Origin of the sequence: Acinetobacter sp. RIT698, from assembly GCF_009668065.1 — a bacterium.
GTDB classification, from domain to species: Bacteria; Pseudomonadota; Gammaproteobacteria; order Pseudomonadales; family Moraxellaceae; genus Acinetobacter; species Acinetobacter guillouiae.
In genome coordinates, this window is record NZ_WJYH01000007.1 from 72,552 (window position 1) to 96,565 (window position 24,014).

The following is a 24,014-nucleotide window of genomic DNA, read 5'->3' on the forward strand; positions in this document are numbered from 1 at the left end:
TAACTGAAAAATTCTACTTTCGCATCATTTATAGCCTTATCGATAAAATTTCCTATATGATAGAACGAGAACAAAAAAGATAGAGTGAGATCAATGAAGGATGATGAGCTAACCCAAGTATTGCAAAATCGATTACGTTTTGGCAAAAGAACTTATGCCGCCAATGCCGCAGTGCTCATTGCAATTACTCAAGAAGCTGATCCTAAAATTTTACTGACCAGACGTTCTGCTTATTTATCAAATCATGCAGGAGAGGTTTCTTTTCCAGGTGGAAAGCGTGACCCAAATGATACCAGTAATATCGTTGTGGCTTTGCGAGAGGCATGGGAAGAAACCGCACTCAATCCCTTTGATGTCAAGCTGATTGGTGATTTACCCATGGAACGGGCGAAAAGTGGATTGACAGTAAAACCTGTAGTTGGATTAATTCCTCCAGATATTCAGTTGATTGCTCAGCCGAGTGAAATTGATCGTATATTTTATGCACCGATTAAAAAAATGATGGAATCACAGCCTATTCCTTATGAGGTGCGTTTGGCACATCAATCGGTGTATTTTCCCAGTCTAAGAATTGAAAACGAAATCATTTGGGGTTTAACCGCCAGAATTCTGATTTCGTTATTTAAATATGGTTTGGATTATCAAAAAAACTGGCCGTTTTTATTGAACTCGCCATCTTTTAAATCACAGATATTCAATAAAAAATAATGCTGAAAAGCTATGATCAAAACCAATGCTCTTAAAATATCTCAAAGGAATGTAATACCATGATGTATAAATTTAAAGGTTTTGTGCCAAAAGCGTTGGATGCACCTTTTGATGGTTGGATTGCGGATAATGCGACGGTGATTGGTCAGGTCGAACTGGGGCAACAAGTTAGTGTCTGGTTTGGTGCAGTCATTCGTGCCGACAATGCCAAAATTCATATTGGGAATTTTAGTAATGTTCAAGAAAATGCCGTTTTACATACAGATACAGGGATTGAATTAACCGTTGGTGATTATGTAACCATTGGGCACCAAGCCATGTTGCATGGTTGTACGATAGGCGATAACAGTCTAATTGGTATTAACGCTGTGGTTTTAAATCATGCTGTGATTGGTAAAAATTGTATCATTGGTGCAAATAGTTTGATACCAGAAGGTAAAGTTATTCCAGATAATTCCTTGGTGGTGGGTTCCCCGGGTAAAGTCGTGCGAACTTTGGATGAGAATGCGGAGAATTTATTAAAAATGAGTGCCTTGCATTACGCATCCCATTACAAGAATTTTATTGATTTAGAAGAATTTAAATTTGATTAAAGTCGTGGTTTTAAAATTATCACTTAAATGCCAAGCACAATGTCTTGGCATTTTTTGCAGATGATTTTGATCTAATAGATTTTATCTGACTGGCTTTAACTCTAAGCCCTCGCGCTATTGAAATGAGTGGAGTATCATAGGCAGCATTTTTAACACAGTAAGGTTGTGCATGAAATTGCTGGCATTGGAAACTGCCAATGAGCAGTGTTCCGTTTCGATTGTTGATGAAACTCAAACACTCTATTTTCAACTTGATACGCGAGCAAAAGCACAAACTCAAACCATTTTGCCGATGATTGAGCAAGGTTTTGAGCAAAATCAAATTTCCAGTAAAGACTTGACTGCAATTGCATTTAGCCGTGGGCCAGGTTCATTTAGTGGTGTACGTATCAATGCAGCAGTGACTCAAGCTTTAGCCTGGGCAAATGATATTCCTGTGATTCCAGTTTCAACCTTGCAAGCGTTGGCGCAAGCTGCTTATCAGCAAGCCCAATTGACTGAAGTCACCGCAGTTTTAGATGCACGTATGCAAGAAGTTTATATGGCAAGTTTTAAGCTTGACCAAAATAACATTATGCAACTTGTAGACGAAGAAAAATTATTAGACTATCAACACGCTGCAGAATATCAAAAATATACCTTGATCGGTTCAGGTTCAGCTTTGGTGAATGTAGAGGCAATTGCATTTCAGCAGATTACTGCTTCCGCTAACGATATCGCCACAATTGCGCGTCAAAATGCACTGCAAAAGCAATGGTTGAGTGCAGAACAAGCTTTACCTGTATATTTACGTGATAATGCATGGAAGAAAATTCCAGAACAAGGTAAACCATAATCGTTTTTCGCTTTAATTTTTAGGATTTCACAATGGATCTTTTACTGCTACTCAAAGCAGCCATTATGGGTATTGTTGAAGGTATTACCGAATTCTTACCTATCTCAAGTACAGGGCATTTAATTCTTGCATCTGAGCTCATGAATTTCTGGACCAAAGAAAAGAGTGACTTATTTGTCGTTGCTATTCAAATGGGCGCAATCGCTGCGGTGATTTATGAGTATTGGGGCAAGCTTTGGGGCGCAGCAATCGGTCTATTTTCAGGTGAGCCGAAAGGGCGTCATCTTGGAGTCAGTATTATTGCGGCTTCTATTCCAATTATGCTGGTTGGTTTAACCTTTGGCGATATTGTAAAAGAGTTGTTGTTTAATGATATTTCTGTGGCGATTGGTTTGATTGTCGGTGGTTTAATTATTTGGTGGGTTGAAAAAAATCCGCCAAAAGTCAATGCGGTAGAAGTGGAAAATATCTCGATTAAAGAAGCGATTTATATTGGTTTAATTCAGGTATTGGCGCTTATTCCAGGGACTTCACGTTCCGGTGCAACCATTATTGGGGGCATGATGTTGGGTGTATCGCGTAAGGCTGCAACTGAATTTTCGTTCTTCCTCGGTATACCTGTCATTGTTGGTGCAGGCTTATTAGATCTTTTTAAAAATTACCATATTTATGAAACAACACAAGATTGGACCGTATTCTTTGTAGGGCTAATTGTTTCTTTTGTTTCTGCTTTAATTTTGATCCGTGTTTTGGTGGCTTATGTTTCTAAGCGTGATTTCATGGTCTTTGCTTGGTATCGTATTGCTTCAGGTTTGTTGATTTTATTGTTTGCATTAACAGGTTGGAAATTATGGTAAGCGAAATTCGCTTATTTACTGAATCCACATTTTTTGAGAAAGCACAGTCCTACCAAACTGTGCTTTCTTTACGTGGTGTCGTGGTAAACATTGCAACGATTGAAAAACTCAATGCACGGTTTTTAAGATTGAACCCTGAACTTGCCTTGTGTGTTGATGAGCAAGGGTTAAGCCTGTGCGCCAATGGCATGAAAATGCAACCTGACTGGAAAGCTGAGATCCCACGTTTAAAACGTGCGAGTTTAAAATCTGAAATGATTGCACGGGCATGTAATATTTCAGAAAAACCAAACTTAATTGATGCAACTGCTGGTCTAGGGCATGACGCATTGTTGATGGCACACTTAGGGGCGAAAGTAACCCTGATCGAACGTCATCCAATTTTATTTACTTTACTGGAAGATTCAAAAAAACAGCTGGAAAACGACCCGTTTTTAGCCAAAGTTGTTGAGCGTATTGATTTGATTTTTTCTGATTCAGCTGAATATTTACAACAATTGATCATCACCCATCAAACTGTCGATGTTGTTTATTTAGATCCGATGTTTCCGCAACGGGATCAAAATCAGCAAGCCATAAAAAAGCAGGCACAAGTGAAAAAGCAAATGCAGCTATTACACATGCTTTTACCTGAAGATGGTGAAATGGATTTAGGCGATCATCTTTTAGTCTTAGCACGTCAAATTGCTAAGCGAGTTGTGGTAAAACGTCCTAGACTGGCTGTATTTTTAAATGATCAGGCAACCGATCATCAATGGCAAGGTGATGCTTGTCGTTTTGATGCCTATTTTAACAGCAATCTTATTGAGTAATTTGGTAACTGTTTCAATAATAGTCGAATTATTGATATATAGTTAAATCAAACATTGATAATTTTTTAGCCAAGCCTAAACTAGATAGGCTGATTGAAGCCACTGCCTTAACAGAATCTTTATGATAGATCTTAAACCCTCGATTAACTTTTGGCATGATTTGAAAAGTAACCAACGTGCAGGGATTTGGTTATTCTTAGGTTCGCGAAAGTCTTTACAAATTGTTCGTCCATCGATTCTTCAATTGATTTTTTGGGGACTGTTGGGTGCAGGTGCCAATACACTGTTTAGCTGGTTAGTTGCTGGTGATGGTGGTGTTTTTAATCGGCAGGGTCTAGTCAGCTACGCATTGTGGCCTTTTATTGCCTTGATTGTGGGGATTTTCCTATCACAACGGACCAATAATCCGCGTTTGATGTTGGTTCCAGCATTGTTATGGCTGGTACTTGATACGCACATCATGTTGTTTCAATGCTTGCTGCAATATTTAGGCAATCAAGATCTGCTGCCTTATTTCACTTATGATGTGATCCCACTGCTGTTTTTTGCTTTGTTTATTTGGCAAAGTCTTGCTGTGGTGTGGGTATTTTCAAGAGAATTACAATGGCCATGGTGGGAACGTGCCTTAATCATGTTTGCTACCGTTGCAACTCTGTTTACTTGGCAAGTTTCGATTAAGGAACAGCCGATTTGGAAAGTAGAAGATGTTCCTCCAACGATCAGTGAAAATGCTTTTTATGCACAAAGCCATTTACTCAATAAGGCATTGGAACAGGTTCAGTTTGGTGAGTTTGCTCAAACGCATTGGTACTTTTTAGGTGTTGCTGGTGCAAGTTATCAAGACGTGTTCAAATTTGAAATAGATCGAATTAAAGAACAATTTGATACCCGCTTTGGAACCTTTGGGCGTTCTGTTGAATTGGTCAATAACCCACAAAGTATTAAAGACACTCCTATTGCATCTAAAACCAGTATCGACCTTGCTTTACGCCGTATTGGCCAACAGATGAATCGCGAAAGTGATGTATTATTTCTTTATATGACTTCTCATGGCTTACCTAATCGTTTTGAACTAGAAAATGAACCGATTAATTTGGATGATGTCGATCCAAAATGGTTAAGAGAAACCCTCGATAAATCGGGTATTCGCTGGAAAGTGATCGTGATTTCAGCCTGTTATTCCGGTAGCTTTGTTTCAGCACTCCAATCACCAGATACCTTGATTATTACTGCTTCAGCAGCAGATCGTGCCTCATTTGGATGTTCAAATGAAGCCGATTATACTTATTTTGGTCGTGCTTTCTTTGATCAGGCAATGCGTGAGCAAGGTTCTCTCAAAGCCGCATTTAAAGAAGCGACTGAAACAGTTGCAAAATGGGAAAATGCACAAGGTTTTGATCCATCTGAGCCGCAATGGGTGATTGGGAAAAATATGGAAATGATGTTACCGCAGTTGGAACAACATTTATTTCCACAACAGGGTGTTATCACTTCTGCACAAACCCAAAATGTAAAATTGGATACGCAACAAAAGCCATGATAAATAACGGCGCTTTAAATGCGAAAGCAAATGCGCTTTAATTTATATTGAGTTAAATCTATTGATGCTATAAGACGGTAGCCCTAAACAATTTAAAGATCAAAATGTGGAGCGATGTGCTGATGGAACTTTTAAGTAAAAATATCTGTTTTGATGGTGAACAAAGAATTTACCAAACTCAGTCAAATTATTTAAAAGGGGCAACGAAGTTTGCGACATATCTTCCGCCTCAAGCATTAAAAGGGCAGAAATGTCCTGCATTATTCTATTTAGCAGGGCTGACCTGTACAGAAGAAACCTTTATCATAAAGGCGCATGCACAGCGCTTGGCATCTCAGCTTGGTTTAATCTTGATTACACCTGATACATCACCTCGTGGTGAACAGGTTGCACAAGGCGATTCATGGGATTTGGGGCAGGGTGCAGGATTCTATCTCAATGCAACTCAAGCACCTTGGGCTGAGCATTTTCAGATGGAAAGTTATATTGTAGATGAACTTTATCCATTGCTAATAAAAAGTTTACCGATTCAATCTGAAGCTGTGGGAATCTTTGGTCATAGTATGGGCGGGCATGGCGCATTAACACTGGCTTGGAAATATCCAAATTATTTTAAATCAGTATCTGCATTTGCACCGATTTGTGCTCCGATAGAATGTCCTTGGGGTGAAAAGGCTTTTTCTCATTATTTAGGCGCTGATCAGTCTGAGTGGACAAAGCATGATGCGACTCAATTACTACTTTCTAAAGGTCAGTTATTTGACGAAGTGCTTATCGATCAAGGTATAAAAGATCAGTTTTATAGTCAATTGAATCCCGAGAAATATCAACAAGCTTGTCATAAAGTTGGGCAAAAACTCACCTTAAGATTTCATGAAGGTTATGATCACGGTTATTATTTCATTCAAAGTTTTATTGATGACCATTTACAATTTCATGCTTTGCAACTACAAAAATAATTGAATCGTCTAACAAAAACTGAATTTTGAGTAAAAGTAAATCGTTGTTTGCTTTTACTCTATTTCTTTCAGCGCAGAAAAAATATAAACTGCTTTTTGAGGTTTTTTATTTCATATCATTTTAGATTGTCATCAAATAATTTGAATAAAGAGAAGAATATGCAAGAACAAATACCGCCTCCATTTCCGAGTCATTTGAATTTGGAAAAAGGCGCTACACCACCAGAAATACAGCAGCCCGTAGATCAGCAATATCCTAGAATTCACCGTTTTAAATTTCACGGTGATGCAATGGAATATTTTGGTATATGGATTGTAAATATCTTATTGACCATCATTACCTTAAGTTTGTACGCGCCTTGGGCGAAAGTACGTCGTTTACGTTATTTTTATGGTAATACTGAATTCTTTAAAAGACGTTTTGACTTTACTGGTATCCCCACGAAAATTTTAGTTGGACGTTTGATTGCATTGGGTATTTATGCTGCCTTTTCAATCTCCTCACAATATTCCATGATTGCGACGGTGGTTGGTTTAGTGGTGCTGTATGCAGCAGTACCATGGCTGATTCGGGCAACAATGCGCTTTACCGCAAGAAACAGTAAATTCGGCAACAGTCGGTTTTATTTTGCGGGAACCATAAAAGAATCCTATAAAGTCTTTTTTCTCAGTATTCTAATTTATATTTTTAGTTTAGGGATATTTGCTCCTGTTGCGATCTGGTTGTATAAAAAATACTACATCGATCATTTATATGCAGGGCAGTTGGATTTTAAATTGAATGCTGATTGGTCAGCTTATATGGCGGCAGTTTACATTCCAATTTTTATGTCTTTTGGAATCATGCTGGCATTTGGCATTATCTATTTCGGTATTATCGGTTTTATTGCAGGGTATACGCCAAACTTTTTTATCTTTGGTGTCTTTGCGATGTACGCTGTGGCAGGTTTGTTTATTTATCCATTAATCGCGGCACGTATTTTTATTACCACATGGAACAATACAACGGTTGGAAGCAGCCAATTTAAAACAGATTGTAATCAATGGCGTTATGCATGGATTGTGGCATCAAATTGGCTGGTTAAAATTCTAAGCATTGGTTTAATGTCTGCCTGGGCGGCAATTCGTATTCACAAATATCAAGTTGATTCGATGAGTTTAATTTTGCATGATGATCCAGATCAAATGATGAATCTTGCACAGCAAGAGCAAAGTGCTTTAGCTGAAGAAATTAGTGACATCTTCGACATTGATGTTTCTTTATAATGATATGAGTTGAATAATTTATGTCACGACCAATAGAAGTCATTTTCTATGATGGTGTGGTGTCTAAACCACACCATGCCCAACTTTCCGCTCAATCTGAGTCCGAGGTACTGATTCAGTATGGTGAACGTTTAGAACATCAACGCCGTTATGCATATCGCGATATGGAATTAATTGGCGCACTGGGGCAATTAAATCCTGCGATTGAGCTTAAAGATGACGCTAGGATTGAGTTTCAGGGGGCTTTACCAGAATGGTTTAATTTTGGGACTAAAAATGTTCAGCATTCGATCTGGAAATTAGAACGTTCTCCAAGTTTAATTGTATTCAGTATCATCTTTGTGGTGGCTTTTGTTTTTGCTTTAGTGAAATGGGGTGTTCCAGCAGCATCACATTATGTTGCTTTTCAGCTGCCTGAAAATAGTTTGAATAAATTAGGCGATGAAGCGGAAAAATATGTGTTGAATAATTGGACTAACCCCAGTCATTTGGCACAAGGTCAAAAAGATCAAATTTCCAAGCAATATCTAAATACCATCGCTGAAGGAAAGCCAGCAAAATTGGTTTTTCGTGAAGGTGGGCGATTGGGTGCCAACGCAGTGGCTTTACCCAACAATACGATCATTGTTACCGATGAGCTGATTGAAATGGCGCATAGTGATCAAGAGATTTTAGGTGTCTTGGCTCATGAGCAAGGGCATTTGGTGGAACGGCATAGCTTACAGCAAGGCTTGACCAGTTTGGGGTTGAGTGTACTGTATATTGCCATGACGGGAGACAGTTCAGACTTATTGACCTCGTTACCTGCCGCGATGATCGGTGCAAATTATTCACGCAAATTTGAAGCTGAGGCGGATATGTATGCGCTGAAATTGATGGATCGTAAAGGCATTGAAGTGTCTCATTTTGCGAATTTCTTACAACGCTTAAGTGATGAAACTGCACTGGAAGAAAAACCAAAGCAGGCAGGCAAAACGGCTGAAGCTGATAAAAAAGCGGACCCAAATAAAAAACAACCTCAAAATGAGTCTAGTGAAAAAGAGAGCTCTTTAGAGATTTTTGATGCATTGTCTTCACATCCTGCAACTGAAGAACGCGTTAAAATGGTTCGTGATTTTGAGAAAAAACAACAGGCTAAACCTTAAACAATAAAGATAAGCGATGCTTATCTATAGATTATGCAAGGTGGCGGTGACTTGATCTAGGGCTTAATTAAGCCCTTTATTTTTTTGTATTTTTCTCAAAGACCAGAGCACTCGTTAAAACCCATATCATCAAGTAATAGGCAGTCGTTGATTAAACTAGGTTGATTGCTATGATCTGATAAATTAACCAAGATGAGTAAAACTGTTGCTTTTTAAAACAACCCAGTAGGGTAAGTTTGTTATAATAGGAAAAATTTTTATCTTTGCCAGGTTGTTTCATGTCCAAGCCATATCTGATTGCACCTTCAATTTTATCTGCTGATTTTGCCCGTCTGGGTGAAGATGTGGAACATGTATTGGCAGCTGGTGCAGATGTTGTCCACTTTGATGTCATGGATAACCACTATGTTCCAAACCTAACTTTTGGTGCGGGTATATGTAAGGCATTAAAGAAATATGGGATCAAAGCCCCAATTGATGTGCATCTTATGGTTTCCCCTGTTGATCGTATGATTGGTGATTTCTTAGAAGCAGGCGCAGATATTATTACTTTTCATCCTGAAGCAACGCATCATATCGACCGTTCATTACAATTGATTAAAGATGGTGGTGCTAAAGCAGGTTTAGTGTTTAATCCAGCAACACCTTTGCACTATCTCGACTATGTTTTAGATAAAGTGGATCAAGTGCTTTTGATGAGTGTAAACCCTGGCTTTGGCGGTCAAAAATTTATTCCTACCACTTTGGATAAATTACGTGAGGCACGTAAAATTATTGATGCTTCAGGTTGTGACATTCGTTTAGAAATTGATGGCGGTGTTGGGCCAGCAAATATCCGTGAAATTGCTGAAGCGGGAGCAGACATGTTTGTTGCTGGTTCGGCGATTTTTAGTAAACCTGATTATCAAGCTGTGATTAACGAAATGCGCGCTGAATTAGCAAAAGTTGGACAAGTTTCGGCTTAAACTTTTCCACAAATGTATTGTGTGAATTGTGGATAACTTTGATGATAACTATATGGATAACCATGTTGATAAGCATATGGATAAGCTGGGTATAGATTAATCAAAGGGTGATCAATCGTTTATCACACATGCAATTTTTGTTTAAAAAGAGCTCAAACGAGCTCTTTTTTAATAAGAATAGTCCGCTACTCATCAATTTAATTATTCATTTTTTATTCAAAGTGCAGTTGATGGAAAATTATTCAGTGATATTGGCAATCTTTCCGCGTGATATTTGCCAAACTCGTCATTATTGGCTATGCTTTAGCTTCATCTTAGATTAAAACATAGGTTTTAGTTTTGTTTAGACAACTGCACAAACGGCTTTGGTTTGTTTGTCTTATGGTTTTTGCCATAGGCTGGAGCAGTGTGTCTATTGCATCTGTAAATGTGATGCAACATGAGCAAATGATGAATTCATCGCTTTTAGATGAACATCAATCGATGATGAAAAACAGTGTTGTACAAGAAATGAAACAGCACTGTGCAGATATACAACAAAAACAAAATGATCAAAACTCGCATCTCAATCATGAGCAACAGGCGCAAAATCTAAAAGATTGCCATAATCAACAGGTTCAATCTCAAGATAGGCAACTGACTAAATGTCTAGATTGTGCTGCATTCTCATGCCAATCTTCAGTGGTTTGGTTCAATCCTGATATTCCAAAATTGATTGCACCTGATCACCTGCACAATACTCAAGCCTATCAAATCAATTACCAAGCTCAGCACCTCGCAGGGCATTGGCAAGAAATCCTACGCCCTCCAAAAGCTTAATCTGATTTTAGACACTTTTTTATTCAAAATTGCTTGTTAAAATTTAGGTTAAGTTATGTTTATTCAGTTATCTCAAAAGCGATTAGCTCAAAGCTTGATTGCGACATTGTGCTTGGTCTCCTCAACTTGGGGAATTGCCGCAATCAAAGAATATCAACTCAGCATTGATGAAGGAATCGTCAATGTAACAGGTAAACCGGTAAAACGAATTACTGTAAATGGCCAGTTTCCCGCACCACTTTTAGAATTTGAAGAAGGTGATGAAGCGGTGATTCGAGTTAAAAATAATTTAAAGAACCAAGATTCATCGATCCATTGGCATGGTCTCTTATTGCCAGGCATTATGGATGGTGTACCTGGCTTTAATGGATATAACGGGATCAAACCCAACGAAGAATTTGTCTATAAGTTCAAAGTTCGTCAGAGTGGAACCTATTGGTATCATGCCCATTCGAAAGGCCAAGAACAGGATGGCTTATATGGTTCTTTAGTGATTTATCCAAAGAATAAAAAACCGCTGGCAGTGCATGAACGCACAGATCGTGATTATGTGGTGATGTTGTCGGATTTTCATGAGCAAACCAGTGACCAGATCCAAAAAAACCTAAAAATTTCCGCAGAATATTATCAAAATCGACGTGAAACCTTAGGGGATGTTTGGAAACAGTTACAACGTGATGGTCTAAAAGCAACGTGGTCTGATCGCAAAATGTGGAATCAGATGCGTATGTTAAAAACGGATATGTCTGATGTGACGGGTTATACCTTTCTTGTAAACGGAAAAACCCCTGAACAAAATTGGACGGGTCTGTTTAAGCCAAATGAAAAAGTTCGACTACGCTTTGTGAATGCATCGGCAATGTCGTTTTTTGATGTACGTATTCCTCAGCTAAAAATGACAGTAGTCAGTGCAGACGGACAACCTGTAAAGCCAGTGGATGTGGATGAATTTCGTATAGGTACTGCTGAAACCTATGATGTGATTGTTGAACCTAAAACCAATCATTATCAGATTGAGGCAGAGTCTATTGACCGTTCAGGATTTGCGATTGGAACACTCCACAATGAATTAACAGCAAAAAGTGCTGCTATTCATATGCCTGCTGCTCGTCCACGTGCTGTGCTAACTATGGAAGATATGGGAGGTCATGGTGGCGGAGGAATGGATCACTCCAAGATGAGTATGGGTGATATGTCAGGCATGGATCATTCAAAAATGAATGTGAAAGATATGCAAGGCATGGACCATTCCAAAATGAATACGAATGATATGCAGGGTATGGACCATTCCAAAATGAATGCTGATGCTATGCAGGGCATGGACCATTCAAAAATGAATGTTGATGCTATGCAGGGTATGGACCATTCAAAAATGAATGCCAATGATATGCAAGCTATGGACCATTCCAAAATGAATACGAATGATACCCAAGCTATGGATCATTCACAGCATAACAGCTCATCTGCAGTTCAAAAAAATGACCAAGCGGTTTATGGGTGGGCAAATGCTTCGACCCCGCAAGGAGATAAAGCACTGCAATACAGTGATTTAAAATCACTAACCCCACAACCTGATACTCGTGATGCTACCAGTGAACTCGTGATTCGCTTAGGCGGAACCATGGAACGTTATGTTTGGACGATTAATGGTAAAAAATTCAGTGATGCTGAACCACTCAAAGTGAAATACGGCGAACGTATTCGAATTAAATTTATCAATGACAGTATGATGGCGCATCCAATGCATTTACATGGCATGTTTATGCAACTGGAAAATGGTCAGCCTGCTGTGGATATGCCCAATAAACACACCATTGTTATACCACCTGCAAAAACAGTCACAGCATTATTAACCGCTGATGAATTGGGTGAATGGGCAATCCATTGTCATTTGCTCTACCACATGAGTGCAGGGATGATGAATAAATTGATTGTTGCCAATGTGAGTGATGGCAAAGTGTCCACCCAGCCAGTTCAAACAACAAATACCACTCAAAAGGCTGAAGTGAAAGGAGACCAACATGCAAATCATTAATCTTTTTTCTAAATCAGTTCTGGCAAGTTCATTACTTATGCTGAGTGGTTTGGCTTTGGCCCATGAAGGGCATCAGATGCAAAGTGATGCGAGTATTGCGACTGAATCAACTGTAGTGACTGATCATTCAAGCATGGATCATTCAAAAATGAATCAGTTGGATGAGCAAAGCAATCCTGTAGATCATACACATCATCAAGCGCCTACAACCACTACGGGTGAGGAAAGCATAGCTTCGCATGGTACCCATGATCATCGTAAAGAACATGGTGCGCAGGTTTATCAGCGAGTGACTATTGATAATGCTTGGATGCTGGATGAAGATGGAAAAGGTACTTTAGATTCATCTTTAGAGTTACGCATAGGTACTGATGAAAATAAGTTATTCATTAAAGGGGGCTCCAGTAAGGCTGAATCAGACAAAATAGAATATGATCTAAGTGCCCTCTATAGCCGTAACATTGCTGATTTTTGGGATGTACAGGCGGGTGTGCGTTACAGTGATAATCCTGAACGAAGCACTGATCAGGAACGTGTAGATGCGGCTTTGGGTTTACACGGCTTGGCGCAGTACTTTTTTGAAACAGATGCTTATCTGTATTTCGGACAGGACAGTCGGGTTGCATTTAGCCTAGAAACTGAACGTGATTTACTATTAACTCAAAAGCTGATTTTAAAGCCTTATTTAGATTTAAATGTGGTATTTAGCGATGATTCACGCTATGCCCAAAAAACAGGTCTAAACAGCATTAAAACAGGTTTAGAAACCCGTTATGAAATCACAAAAAAGGTGATGCCTTATGTGAGTGTGGCCTATGCATATTCTAAGGGTAATAAAGAGACAGCATGGCAAACTGCAACCGACTCCGAATCGGGTTGGTTATATGGTGCAGGTCTACGTTTTAGATTCTAACATTTTGTTTTTCGTATAACGTAAAAGGTCACTTCTTTGGGAGTGACCATTTACGTTTCTGCAATGCCAGCAACACGTTCAAGCTGGTTATTTACAAATTTAAATTCCATTCCATGCTCTGTGTCTAAATCATAGTGAATAGAGAGGGTTAAGGTATCGGGTGCACTCACACGCAAATTTAACATGGTCTGAATATAAGGATTGTGAGCTTCCACATCCTGAATATTCAATGCAGCCTCACCTGATTTTTCTGGATTTTCATAATAATGTGCATAAAGCTTTTGATAGCGTTCAAAAGCATGTTGCTGGATGGTCTGAACATGTTGTTCAATACTGTTGATAAATAATTGGTAGGTTTTTGCAAAAGCGTTGAGTTGATCAAGATTGGGCGCTTCTTCGATTTCATCGCCATCTTCATCAAACTCTTCCCCTAAGAAAATCTCCCGATCAGCATTTTGATTAAAAAAACAATGTGAAAAAAATGTTTCTGAACTAAACCCAGCCCAGCTCGGGTGGATATCACCCCAATAATCATGTTTCATGGTTTTGATCCCTGATTTTTATATTTAGCATGCTTGATCATAAAGTAAGCCTCATGAAAAAAAATTATTCGAAATGTAAAAAAGGTCAAATTTTGTAAATTTTAATAAATTCCTCAACATGAGTTGATATAATTAGGCTTCTTCAGGAGGAACGACCTCCCTCAATTTGAGAAAAATCGTCAGGACGGCCTGATTCTAATTTAAATTTGGAGCTGGTCATGGCTTGGGTTTTTCTTATTTTCGCAGGTATCTTTGAAATCGTTTGGGCATATAGTATGAAATTGTCCGAAGGTTTTACAAAGCTTACACCAAGTATTGTCACCTTATTTTTCATGATTTTAAGCTTTGGTCTATTGGCATATGCGATGCGTACTTTGCCATTGGGAACTGCTTATACCATTTGGACAGGGATTGGAGCGATAGGCTCGTTCTTGGTTGGTATTTTTATCTTGGGCGAACCTGCAACAGCAATGCGTATGTTCGCTGCTGTACTGATTGTTTCTGGCTTAGTTTTAATGAAACTTTCTTCGACTTAATTTATTGAAATGTTTAAGTGCTATTTCTGTAGGAGATAGCACTTTTTTTACGTGTAGTTCATGGTGTAATCAATAGTGGAAACACCCAATAGAAAATGGTGAATGTGTAATGGCATGGGTTTTATTGGCAGTTGCGGGCGTGTTTGAGGTGGTTTGGGCATATTTTATGAAGGTGTCTGACGGGTTTACCAAGCTGACACCGAGTATCTTGACCATCATCTTTATGATTGCAAGTTTTGCATTACTTTCTTATGCAATGAAAACATTACCACTTGGTACCGCTTATACCGTGTGGACGGGGATTGGTGCGATTGGTTCTTTTGCCGTCGGAATTTTCTTTTTAGGTGAAGCAGCTTCAGCGATGCGGATGTTGGCTGCTGTATTGATTATTTCAGGTCTTATTTTGATGAAATTATCTTCAAGCTAAGTTAAGCTGTTGGTGAGTTGGAAAGGGAATAAGGATATGCAACTTTCATTTATGGAAATGAGTTCCCCAGTCGGGATATTAAAATTAGTCGCCCATGATCATGCCTTGGTTGCAGTGCTTTGGGAAAATGAAAATCCTAAACGGGTCCGTTTGGCTGAATTAATTAAAAATAATACACATCCTGTTTTGTTGGAGACGGCGAAACAATTGACTGAATATTTTCAAGGGAAAAGAACCCAGTTCGATTTACCGTTAGATTTTGCGGGGACTGAGTTTCAGCAGAAAGTTTGGCAAGCTTTATTGACGATTCCATTTGGTGAAACGCGTAGCTATAAAGAGATCGCAGAACAGATCGGAAATGTCAAAGCGGTTCGGGCGGTAGGCGCAGCGAATGGTAAAAATCCCATCTCTATTATTGCGCCATGTCATCGTGTGGTCGGGGCTGATGGTAAATTGGTTGGTTTTGCGGGTGGGTTGGATAATAAGGATATTCTTTTAAAAATTGAACAAGTGCCATAGACTCAACGCTATTCATTATTACATTACAATTTAAAATGATTGCTCAAATTTTTGCACCATTATTATCAAATCTAGGTTGGATCGTTTTACTTTTCGTTGCGATTACGTTGGTTAAATTCTTTAAGCCCTTTTTAAAAGGGAAAATAGGTGAATTTGCTGTCAGCACCCATGTCAAACTCTATTTAGACAAAGAAAATTATATTTTATTAAATGATTGTACTCTGCCTGATGAGCAAAATCAGACCACCCAAATAGATCATATTTTATTAAGTCCTTATGGTATTTTTGTCATTGAAACAAAGAATTATAAAGGTTGGATATTTGGTGGCGAGCGTCAAAAGATTTGGACACAAAAGATTTATAAAAAGAGCTATAAGTTCCAAAATCCATTACATCAAAATTATAAGCACCAAAAAGTTTTAGAAAGTGTGCTCACAGATATTGTTGATTCTACTCAGATCCATTCAATCGTAGTTTTTATGCCTGATTGCGAATTTAAAACCCAAATGCGAAACAATGTCTTTCGTGGTGCAGGTTGGACAGATTATGTCAAACAATTTAAGCAAATCAACATTTCTCCAATGAAATTAAAACGTATTCAGTATCGTCTAGAGAAAGAAATTTTAGAAAAGTCGTGGAAAACCAATCGCCAACATATACAAAGCCTTAAAGATAAATATACTGAGAAATGAACATATTACTCATAATCAACATCGTACTGATTAAATTATATTTTTTGTATGATTGGATCCGTATCCTGTAACTGTGGCATTAAGATCAGCAGAGGATGAGGGGAAAAATCACTCATCCGCAGCTTTAGACTTTAACCATTTCCATTGCCCATTTTTAAATTGGTAAGTGTCGATCCACCATCTTGCGCCACCTCGACATGAGCTGGTCATTTGTTTCTTCTGGGTAATCAGTTTGAGATCCGTCAATCCAGAACATTGTGCATGGCTAAAATCAATTTTTTCTTGGTCCAACACTTGATAATCTTTACTTTTAGGTCGATAGAGAAAAATATCAAAAATAGAATAAACCCCCATTCCCATGTCAGGTGTAGACACAGCAATATCGGTATATCCATCAAAATTATAGTCTTGAAAATGAATCTGTCGTTTTCGTTCAAATGGTAATTCTGCAAGATCAAATGCTTGCTGTTTAGCCGCTGTTTGAATGATGAGTTGACCTGATTCGTCATCGCCATCTTTAAAAATAAAATGGGTTTTTTGCCCATTCACTACATCGTTAATATTGCGATTTACAGTTTGTTGTTGAGGTTGGGCAAATGCGAATGGGGTTAAAAGTAAACTTGATAGCATTGTTGTCGTGAGTGTTTTGTACATTATTATTCTCATTGTCATTCCCATTGTTTTAGGGGATTTCCAAGTTTCAGCTGTTTATTGAAACTTGGATGCTATTTTCAAAAGTGCAGAGTAATATTCAACATTTAAAAGCGCTTTGGAATTTTTTGCCCACCTTCAATCGGTGTTTCAGCATTTTTTAATACACCAAATAACCATGTTTCAGCATGTTGTACCGCGATTTTAAGCGGATCTCCTAGTGCTAAACGTCCTGCAATAAAGCTTGCCAATGAACAACCTGAACCATGGTATTCACCTTCTAAACGGGGACATTTAGATTCAGCGATCATTTCACCATTCACATACAAGGCGTTGCGAATATAGTCTGGGGTATCTTCATGACCACCTTTTACCAGAACAGCTTGTGCGCCCATTTCAAACAGTTTGGCTGTGGCTTTTTCTATGTCTTGTTCTGCTGTTAAGGCGCGTAATTCCACAGTATTTGGGGTAATGATTGTTGCCAGAGGAATCAGTTCGATAAAGGCTTTAACCAAAGTCTCTTGATTACCCAGTGAACCACCACTATTTGCCACTAAAACAGGATCAAGTACATATAGATAATCTGGATGTTCACGTAAAAACTCAGCCAGTGCAGCAATATTGTCTGTGGTTCCTAACATCCCCGATTTGATGGCTTTAATAGGTAAATCACCAACAACTGCATTGGCCTGAGCAAGCAGTAGTTCTTTGGAGCTGGCTTCAAAACCAAAAACTTGTTGAGAGTTTTGAATGGTTAATGCTGTACAAGCAATTGCCGCATGTGCGCCACTTTGACCAATCGCTTCAATATCAGCCTGTATACCAGCACCACCAGAAGGGTCTAGACCTGAAAAACAAAGTACAGTAGGGCGCACGATGATGTCCTTAATTCACAAATTTACGTTAGTATAGGCAAGTTTACGAGAACACTCGATAGTAATTTGATAATTGTTTCAAACACAGATTTAAAGGATTGGATGGTGATAAAGAATATTTTAATTGATCTCGACGGCACATTAACCGACCCAAAAGTAGGCATTACGACATCTGCACGTTATGGACTTGCAAAGGTTGGGCATCCGATTCCTGACAGTGAAAATATCGACTGGATTATTGGTCCACCGTTAAAGGCATCATTGGCAAAGCTACTCAATGTTGAAGCAAATGATATTTTAGCTGAACAAGCTTTATTGGGTTATCGTGAACGCTTTGCTGTAACTGGCCTATTTGAAAACCATGTTTTTGATGATGTTGCACAAACCTTGGAAGCCTTAAAAAGTAAGGGTTATCGACTGTTTTTAGCCACTGCAAAACCTGAAGTTTATGCACGTCAAATTTTAGATCATTTTGATTTATTAAAATATTTTAATTATCCCTATGGCAGTGAGTTAAATGGCGAGCGCACCAATAAAGGCGAGTTGATTACTTATATCCTTGAAAAAGAAAAGTTAAATCCTGAAGAGTGTTTGATGGTGGGAGATCGGGAACATGATATTTTTGGTGCACGTAAAAATGCGATTGAAACCATTGCGGTCGAATATGGATATGGCTCAAAACAAGAGTTGGACGAAGCAGCGCCGAAAGCAAGAATTGCGAAGTTCTCTGAATTGTTAAACCTGCTCTAAATCTGCTTTTAGTTCAGACTTTTGAGATAATTCCAATTCACCTTAATCATCCCCAACCGAGAATATTTTATCGATGTGTTGGGGATTTTACTCGTAATCACATAGTTAGTTCGTAGCAATCACACATTTAAACAGGGACTAAATCCCCAGTAGTCTTTTAATGTTATTCGCTCAATTGGGTAGAGATACTGCATGATGTGGAATCGTTAAACGCTTAAACCCATCACCGCTCAATTTACGATTCACTTGCAGTAAAACTTGGATCTAATGTGGAGAGATATTCAAATCTGCAATGCATCCCATGTCACTCCGTCTAAAGGTAAAATGATGGAATTAGCGCACATCCAAATACAATGATTCCTTAATTTCCTCCATCACTATATAGCTATGTGAAGAGGCTGAAGATGGAAGTTTTTTAAGTAAATCACCAAGTAAGCGTCGATAAGCGCTCATTTCTTTTAGTCGGGCTTTGACTAAATAATCAAAATCTCCCGAAATAAGATGGCACTCTTGTACTTCTGGTATTTCCATTAAGTCCTTAGCCACTTGTTCAAACACATCACCAGACTTTGCTGATAAGCTAATTTCTAGAAAAACCAATAAGTTGCGATCAAGATGTTTCGGATTTAGACGAGCATGATAGCCCATAATGATACCATCTCGCTCCAAGCGTTTGACGCGTTCAGAACAAGGTGTGGTCGATAAACTGACCCGTGAAGCCAATTCGCTGATGGCAATTCGACCCTCATTTTGAAGAATATCTAAAATCATTCGATCTATACGGTCTAATTTACGCATCAATTATTCCCTTTTTTTTAATCATTTTTCACGACAATAAATTAAAACACCTAAATTTTAGCATTAAAAATAGTGAAATAAACTATTGAACCAAAAATATACTAGTGAAATAAACTAGTAAATGCATAAAGGATAAGAAATGCGTGTAATAGTATTAGGTAGTGGTGTGATTGGCGTAGCAAGTGCATATTACCTCGCGCAGCAAGGAGCACAAGTTACAGTTTTAGACCGTCAAGCAGGTCCAGCTGAAGAAACCAGCTTTGGTAATGCAGGTCAAATTTCTCCAGGTTATTCGACACCGTGGGCTGCACCTGGTATTCCATTTAAAGCGGTTAAGTGGATGTTTCAACATCATGCACCACTTGCGATTAATATCGATGGCAGTATGTGGCAGTTACAATGGATGGCGCAAATGCTTAAAAACTGTAATTCAGAAAGTTATGCGATCAACAAAGAACGTATGACCCGTGTTGCAGAATATAGCCGTGACTGTTTAAGAGAACTGCGTAAAGATACGGGCATTGAATACGAAAACCGTTCAAAAGGCACGTTGCAAGTTTTCCGTAATGAAGCTCAATTAGAAATGGTTCAGCGTGATATTGCTGTACTTAAAGAATGTGGTGTTCCACATGAGTTATTGCTTAAAGATGATCTTGCTAAAGTAGAACCAGCATTAGAACATGCCAAAGATAAATTGGTCGGTGGTTTACATCTTCCAAATGATGAAACGGGCGACTGCTATTTATTTACCAATGCTTTAGCCAATTTAGCCAAAGGTTTAGGTGTCGAGTTTAAATTCAACCAAAATGTTGAAAGATTGGTGGTTGAAGGTGATGAAATCAAAGGTGTTGTGGTCAATGGTGAGGTGTTAACTGCTGATCGCTATGTATTGGCTTTTGGTAGCTATTCACGTGATTTCTTAAAGCCGCTGGAATTGAATTTACCAGTTTACCCAGTGAAGGGTTATTCTTTAACCATTCCAATTATTGATCCAACATTTGCACCACAATCTACAGTTTTGGATGAAACTTATAAAATCGCGATTACTCGTTTTGATCAACGTATTCGTGTTGGTGGAATGGCAGAATTAAGCGGTTTTAATCATGGTTTAAATGCGGATCGCCGTGGCACATTGGAAATGGTGACCCAAGATTTATTCCCGGGTGGTGATTTGGCACAAGCGTCATTTTGGACCGGTCTTCGCCCAATGACCCCAGACAGCACACCAATTATTGGCGCAACACGTTTTAAAAACTTATTCCTCAATACTGGACATGGCACTTTAGGCTGGACGATGGCATGTGGTTCAGGAAAATTGATTAGTGATTTGGTGCTTAATCATCAAACCGATATCAGTACCGAAGGTTTATCTATTCAGCGTTATCCACACGCTGCTTAAGTGCCACTTTGTTAAAACAGTGATAAATAAATTGTTTAGCGATAAATAATTTACAACGCCAATCCATATTCAGGGATGAATAAAATGCCTAGACCAATTACTGCCGTCATTCATCAGGATGCTTTGTTGCATAACCTGAATGTCGCCCGTCAATTTATGCCACAAAGTAAAGTTTTTACCGTGGTCAAGGCCAATGCTTATGGACACGGTATTGAACGTGTCTATGATGCATTCAAATCTGCAGATGGTTTTGCTTTGTTGGATATCGATGAAGCAAAACGCCTAAGAACATCGGGATGGACAGGTCCAATTCTGCTCTTAGAAGGCATTTTTTCAGCAGATGATTTATTGGATTGTGAAAAGTATCAATTAAGTTTTAGCTTGCATAATGAAGATCAAGTGAATTGGCTAGAACAATTTCAAAGCCAATCTCTCAAAGACAATCCAGCACAGACGCAATTCGATGTATTTTTAAAAATGAATACAGGAATGAATCGTCTAGGTTTTAAACCTGATGCGTATCGGGCAATGTGGCAGAGATTAAAGCAATTCGATGTGGTGAAATCTATCACGCATATGATGCATTTTTCAGATGCTGATGGTGAGCGTTTGGGGCAATCTGGGATTGCATACCAGCAGGCTATTTTTGAACAAACCATTCAAGATTTAGACGGTGAGCGCTCAGTTTCAAATAGTGCGGCCATTCTCCGACATTCACAAGATTTACGTTCAGATTATATTCGTAGCGGGATTATGCTGTACGGCAGTTCTCCAGACTATCCAACACATTCAATTCAAGATTGGAATCTTAAACCAAGCATGAGTTTACGCAGTGAAATCATTGCAATTCAAGATTTACAGCCGAGTGAAACAGTGGGTTATGGATCTAAATTCACGGCAACCCAAGCCATGAAAATCGGTATTGTGGCATGTGGTTATGCAGATGGTTACCAACGTATTTCTATGGATGCACCCGTATTGGTTAATTCTGTACGAACCCAAACTATTGGTCGTGTCAGCATGGACATGTTAGCGGTTGATTTAACCCATATCCCAGATGCTCGTGTTGGAAGTGAAGTGGTACTTTGGGGACAGTCTTCAAATGGAACTGTACTGCCGATTGATGAAGTTGCAGCAAGTTCTGGAACCGTAGGTTATGAGCTCATGTGTGGTGTAACTGCACGGGTCAATTTTAAAATTTCAAAATAAGGACATCAACATGTCAAACAACGTTCAACACGCAGACATTCAAAAACTCAACAGCAATCAAGTGATGAGTGCAGTCACCATTTTCAATAAAGTGGTTTATTTGTCAGGCCAAGTTCCTAAAAACACCCAACAGGATATTATTGGTCAAACTCAAGAAATCTTGGCAACGATTGATCAGTTATTGCTTGAGGCAAATACTGATAAATCACGTTTATTGTCTGCTCATGTCTACATCAAAAATTTAGATGATTTTGCAACTTTTAACACCATTTGGATTGATTGGTTAGAAGGCTGTGTTGCACCATCTCGCGCAACAATTCAAGCGGATTTGGTTAATCCAGATTGGTTGATTGAGATCGCAGTTATTGCGGCGCAGGCATAAATTAGTCTCTTGTCATAAAGTAGAATTGATTATTGTCAATAATTAAAGCAGTATTTGCCCCGAATTAAAGCTGGACACATGTAAACCATGTGGCCCAGTTCGCGTTAGGTAGAACAATAGAACGGGAATGTTCTTATGCCACAAGCGGGTTTTACCTCCAAAAAATTGTCAAAAAGGATATTTTTATGACAACTTCAAGCCATTCAGATGACGTACCATCGTCGCCAAATGAGCTACAACGGAAATTATCCAATCGTCACCTACAATTAATTGCGATTGGTGGTGCAATTGGTACAGGCTTATTTATGGGTTCTGGGAAAACCATTTCCCTTGCAGGCCCTTCAATTCTGATCATTTATATGATCATTGGTGCAATGTTCTTTTTCCTGATGCGCGCATTGGGTGAAATTTTACTTTCAAATTTGCACTACAAATCCTTTATTGATATGGCACATGACTTAATTGGTCCGGGTGCTGGCTATTATATTGGCTGGTCATACTGGCTCGGTTGGATCTTAGTGGGTATTGCGGATTTAGCTGCAATTATCAATTATCTCAATTTTTGGCTTCCAGACGGAACCGCTTTTACCCCCATGGGACAAGCCTTAATTAGTGCCGGATGCGTACTCTTGGTATTGGGGATTAATCTCCTCACGGTAAAGTTGTTTGGTGAAATTGAGTTTTGGTTTGCTTTGATCAAAATTTTAGCCATTGTCGGATTGATTCTTATTGGTGGCTATATGGTGTTGAGCCATTTCAAAGCACCAACAGGTTCAGTTGCAAGCTTTAGCAATGTCTGGTCGCATGGTGGCATGTTCCCGAAAGGCGCAAGTGGCTTTTTAGCAGGTTTCCAAATTGCCTTGTTTGCTTTTGTCGGTGTCGAGCTGATCGGTACTATGGCGGCAGAAACCAAAGATCCTGAAAAGAACTTACCAAAAGCGGTCAATGCGATTCCGACCCGTATTATTTTGTTTTATGTATTGGCACTCTTTATCGTGATGTCGGTAACCCCTTGGAATGAAATTCCTGCGGATCAAAGTCCATTTGTCACATTGTTTCTACATGCTGGTATTGGTGCAGCGGCTGTGATTATGAACTTGGTGGTTTTATCCTCGGTAATGTCATCGATGAACAGCGGTGTATTTTCGACCAGTCGTATGTTGTTTGGATTGGCCAAAGAAGGGCAAGCACCGACTAAGTTGGCTGAACTGTCTAAACGCGCCGTTCCTGCAAAAGGTTTATTGTTCTCTTGTGGCTTTATTATGGCAGGTGCAGCACTACAATATTTTGTTCCAAATACCGTTGAAGCATTTACCTTAGCCAGTTCTTTATGTGTGATTTTATTCATTAGTATCTGGAGTATTATTATGGTGTGTTATATACGCTACCGTAAATTACGCCCAGAATTGCATGAGAAATCAAACTTTAAAATGCCGGGTGGTGTATGGATGTCTTATCTTGTTTTGATCTTCCTTGCTTTTACTTTGGTGATTTTAAGTCTAGAGCCTGATACTTTAAAAGCTTTAATCATCAGCCCATTGTGGGTGATTATTTTAGCGGTGACCTATCAAATGATGTATAAACCGCGTATGAAAAAGCGTAATCAACAGCTTTAATGTTGAATATTCAATTGATCAGGAGATGGTGTTAGATCATCTCCTGAATAACTATGATATGAAAGATTTTGATATAAATTAAATTTAAAAATTAAACGCTTAGATTAAATATAAGATACTTAACTTTTTGGTTTTCCCCGTGATTGATTGCATAGATTCAATGTAAAATTT

Annotated in this window: 26 protein-coding genes; 22 read left to right on the forward strand and 4 right to left on the reverse strand. The window is 38.8% G+C overall.

What is annotated here, in order from left to right:
* Nucleotides 1-93 precede the first annotated feature (93 nt).
* From GJV03_RS04950 to GJV03_RS05010, 13 genes are all read left to right on the forward strand, one after another.
* Complete coding sequence (locus GJV03_RS04950) at nt 94-708, forward strand: CoA pyrophosphatase (protein WP_105714329.1); 615 nt, start codon at nt 94-96, stop codon at nt 706-708.
* Between the two features lie 59 nt (nt 709-767).
* On the forward strand, nt 768-1,301 hold the full coding sequence (locus GJV03_RS04955; protein WP_154129598.1) for a gamma carbonic anhydrase family protein: 534 nt from the start codon (nt 768-770) through the stop codon (nt 1,299-1,301).
* A gap of 169 nt (nt 1,302-1,470) precedes the next feature.
* The gene (gene tsaB / locus GJV03_RS04960; protein ID WP_105714327.1) at nt 1,471-2,136 is read left to right on the forward strand and encodes a tRNA (adenosine(37)-N6)-threonylcarbamoyltransferase complex dimerization subunit type 1 TsaB; all 666 of its coding nucleotides are present in this window, start codon (nt 1,471-1,473) and stop codon (nt 2,134-2,136) included.
* A gap of 32 nt (nt 2,137-2,168) precedes the next feature.
* Nucleotides 2,169-2,993: an undecaprenyl-diphosphate phosphatase gene (locus GJV03_RS04965; protein ID WP_004817618.1), complete on the forward strand. Its 825-nt coding sequence runs from the start codon at nt 2,169-2,171 to the stop codon at nt 2,991-2,993.
* Between the two features lie 5 nt (nt 2,994-2,998).
* Nucleotides 2,999-3,805 carry a class I SAM-dependent methyltransferase gene (locus GJV03_RS04970; RefSeq protein ID WP_259191996.1) on the forward strand — a complete coding sequence of 269 codons (807 nt, stop codon included), beginning with the start codon at nt 2,999-3,001 and terminating at the stop codon, nt 3,803-3,805.
* A 121-nt stretch (nt 3,806-3,926) separates the two neighbouring features.
* Nucleotides 3,927-5,345, forward strand: coding sequence for a C13 family peptidase (locus GJV03_RS04975; RefSeq protein WP_154129600.1), 1,419 nt, complete (start codon nt 3,927-3,929; stop codon nt 5,343-5,345).
* Between the two features lie 122 nt (nt 5,346-5,467).
* Entirely contained in the window at nt 5,468-6,304 is an 837-nt protein-coding gene (fghA, locus tag GJV03_RS04980; RefSeq protein ID WP_154129601.1) for an S-formylglutathione hydrolase, read from the forward strand.
* Between the two features lie 159 nt (nt 6,305-6,463).
* A complete protein-coding gene (locus tag GJV03_RS04985; RefSeq protein ID WP_154129602.1) occupies nt 6,464-7,570 on the forward strand; it encodes a YjgN family protein in 1,107 nt (368 codons plus the stop codon).
* A 20-nt stretch (nt 7,571-7,590) separates the two neighbouring features.
* A complete protein-coding gene (locus tag GJV03_RS04990; RefSeq protein WP_154129603.1) occupies nt 7,591-8,715 on the forward strand; it encodes a M48 family metallopeptidase in 1,125 nt (374 codons plus the stop codon).
* Nucleotides 8,716-8,993: 278 nt separating this feature from the next.
* Nucleotides 8,994-9,680: a ribulose-phosphate 3-epimerase gene (rpe, locus tag GJV03_RS04995; RefSeq protein ID WP_105714321.1), complete on the forward strand. Its 687-nt coding sequence runs from the start codon at nt 8,994-8,996 to the stop codon at nt 9,678-9,680.
* A gap of 408 nt (nt 9,681-10,088) precedes the next feature.
* A complete protein-coding gene (locus tag GJV03_RS05000) occupies nt 10,089-10,499 on the forward strand; it encodes a hypothetical protein (RefSeq protein WP_228722730.1) in 411 nt (136 codons plus the stop codon).
* 55 nt (nt 10,500-10,554) lie between these two features.
* Nucleotides 10,555-12,534: a multicopper oxidase domain-containing protein gene (locus GJV03_RS05005; RefSeq protein WP_154129604.1), complete on the forward strand. Its 1,980-nt coding sequence runs from the start codon at nt 10,555-10,557 to the stop codon at nt 12,532-12,534.
* Nucleotides 12,521-13,447: a copper resistance protein B gene (locus GJV03_RS05010; protein WP_154129605.1), complete on the forward strand. Its 927-nt coding sequence runs from the start codon at nt 12,521-12,523 to the stop codon at nt 13,445-13,447. Before GJV03_RS05005 ends, GJV03_RS05010 begins: the two co-directional genes overlap by 14 nt.
* A gap of 50 nt (nt 13,448-13,497) precedes the next feature.
* Here GJV03_RS05010 and GJV03_RS05015 read toward each other — a convergent pair whose 3' ends face one another.
* A complete protein-coding gene (locus tag GJV03_RS05015; protein ID WP_154129606.1) occupies nt 13,498-13,989 on the reverse strand; it encodes a hypothetical protein in 492 nt (163 codons plus the stop codon).
* A gap of 218 nt (nt 13,990-14,207) precedes the next feature.
* Between GJV03_RS05015 and GJV03_RS05020 the strand changes: the two genes are divergently transcribed.
* The 4 genes from GJV03_RS05020 (at nt 14,208) to GJV03_RS05035 (ending at nt 16,163) form a co-directional block, all read left to right on the forward strand.
* Nucleotides 14,208-14,525 (forward strand): multidrug efflux SMR transporter, encoded by a 318-nt coding sequence (locus GJV03_RS05020; RefSeq protein ID WP_056515587.1) that lies wholly within the window; start codon nt 14,208-14,210, stop codon nt 14,523-14,525.
* Between the two features lie 109 nt (nt 14,526-14,634).
* Nucleotides 14,635-14,952, forward strand: a complete 318-nt coding sequence (sugE, locus tag GJV03_RS05025; RefSeq protein ID WP_004723676.1) for a quaternary ammonium compound efflux SMR transporter SugE — start codon at nt 14,635-14,637, stop codon at nt 14,950-14,952.
* A gap of 36 nt (nt 14,953-14,988) precedes the next feature.
* A complete protein-coding gene (locus tag GJV03_RS05030) occupies nt 14,989-15,471 on the forward strand; it encodes a methylated-DNA--[protein]-cysteine S-methyltransferase (protein WP_154129607.1) in 483 nt (160 codons plus the stop codon).
* Nucleotides 15,472-15,506: 35 nt separating this feature from the next.
* On the forward strand, nt 15,507-16,163 hold the full coding sequence (locus GJV03_RS05035; RefSeq protein WP_154129608.1) for a nuclease-related domain-containing protein: 657 nt from the start codon (nt 15,507-15,509) through the stop codon (nt 16,161-16,163).
* 108 nt (nt 16,164-16,271) lie between these two features.
* Here GJV03_RS05035 and GJV03_RS05040 read toward each other — a convergent pair whose 3' ends face one another.
* A complete protein-coding gene (locus tag GJV03_RS05040) occupies nt 16,272-16,817 on the reverse strand; it encodes a hypothetical protein (RefSeq protein WP_154129609.1) in 546 nt (181 codons plus the stop codon).
* 104 nt (nt 16,818-16,921) lie between these two features.
* A complete protein-coding gene (locus GJV03_RS05045) occupies nt 16,922-17,689 on the reverse strand; it encodes a hydroxymethylpyrimidine/phosphomethylpyrimidine kinase (RefSeq protein ID WP_004723672.1) in 768 nt (255 codons plus the stop codon).
* 105 nt (nt 17,690-17,794) lie between these two features.
* On the opposite strand from GJV03_RS05045, the gene GJV03_RS05050 reads away from it, so the two are divergent.
* Nucleotides 17,795-18,439 (forward strand): HAD-IA family hydrolase, encoded by a 645-nt coding sequence (locus tag GJV03_RS05050; protein WP_354666833.1) that lies wholly within the window; start codon nt 17,795-17,797, stop codon nt 18,437-18,439.
* A 333-nt stretch (nt 18,440-18,772) separates the two neighbouring features.
* Here the strand turns inward: GJV03_RS05050 and GJV03_RS05055 are convergent, their stop codons facing one another.
* Nucleotides 18,773-19,237, reverse strand: a complete 465-nt coding sequence (locus tag GJV03_RS05055; RefSeq protein ID WP_004723670.1) for an Lrp/AsnC ligand binding domain-containing protein — start codon at nt 19,235-19,237, stop codon at nt 18,773-18,775.
* A gap of 139 nt (nt 19,238-19,376) precedes the next feature.
* Between GJV03_RS05055 and GJV03_RS05060 the strand changes: the two genes are divergently transcribed.
* From GJV03_RS05060 to GJV03_RS05075, 4 genes are all read left to right on the forward strand, one after another.
* A complete protein-coding gene (locus GJV03_RS05060; RefSeq protein ID WP_154129611.1) occupies nt 19,377-20,636 on the forward strand; it encodes a D-amino acid dehydrogenase in 1,260 nt (419 codons plus the stop codon).
* An 84-nt stretch (nt 20,637-20,720) separates the two neighbouring features.
* Nucleotides 20,721-21,845 carry an alanine racemase gene (gene alr / locus GJV03_RS05065; protein WP_151956467.1) on the forward strand — a complete coding sequence of 375 codons (1,125 nt, stop codon included), beginning with the start codon at nt 20,721-20,723 and terminating at the stop codon, nt 21,843-21,845.
* 10 nt (nt 21,846-21,855) lie between these two features.
* Entirely contained in the window at nt 21,856-22,227 is a 372-nt protein-coding gene (locus tag GJV03_RS05070) for a RidA family protein (RefSeq protein ID WP_004723667.1), read from the forward strand.
* Nucleotides 22,228-22,412: 185 nt separating this feature from the next.
* Complete coding sequence (locus tag GJV03_RS05075; RefSeq protein WP_154129612.1) at nt 22,413-23,843, forward strand: amino acid permease; 1,431 nt, start codon at nt 22,413-22,415, stop codon at nt 23,841-23,843.
* Nucleotides 23,844-24,014 lie beyond the last annotated feature (171 nt).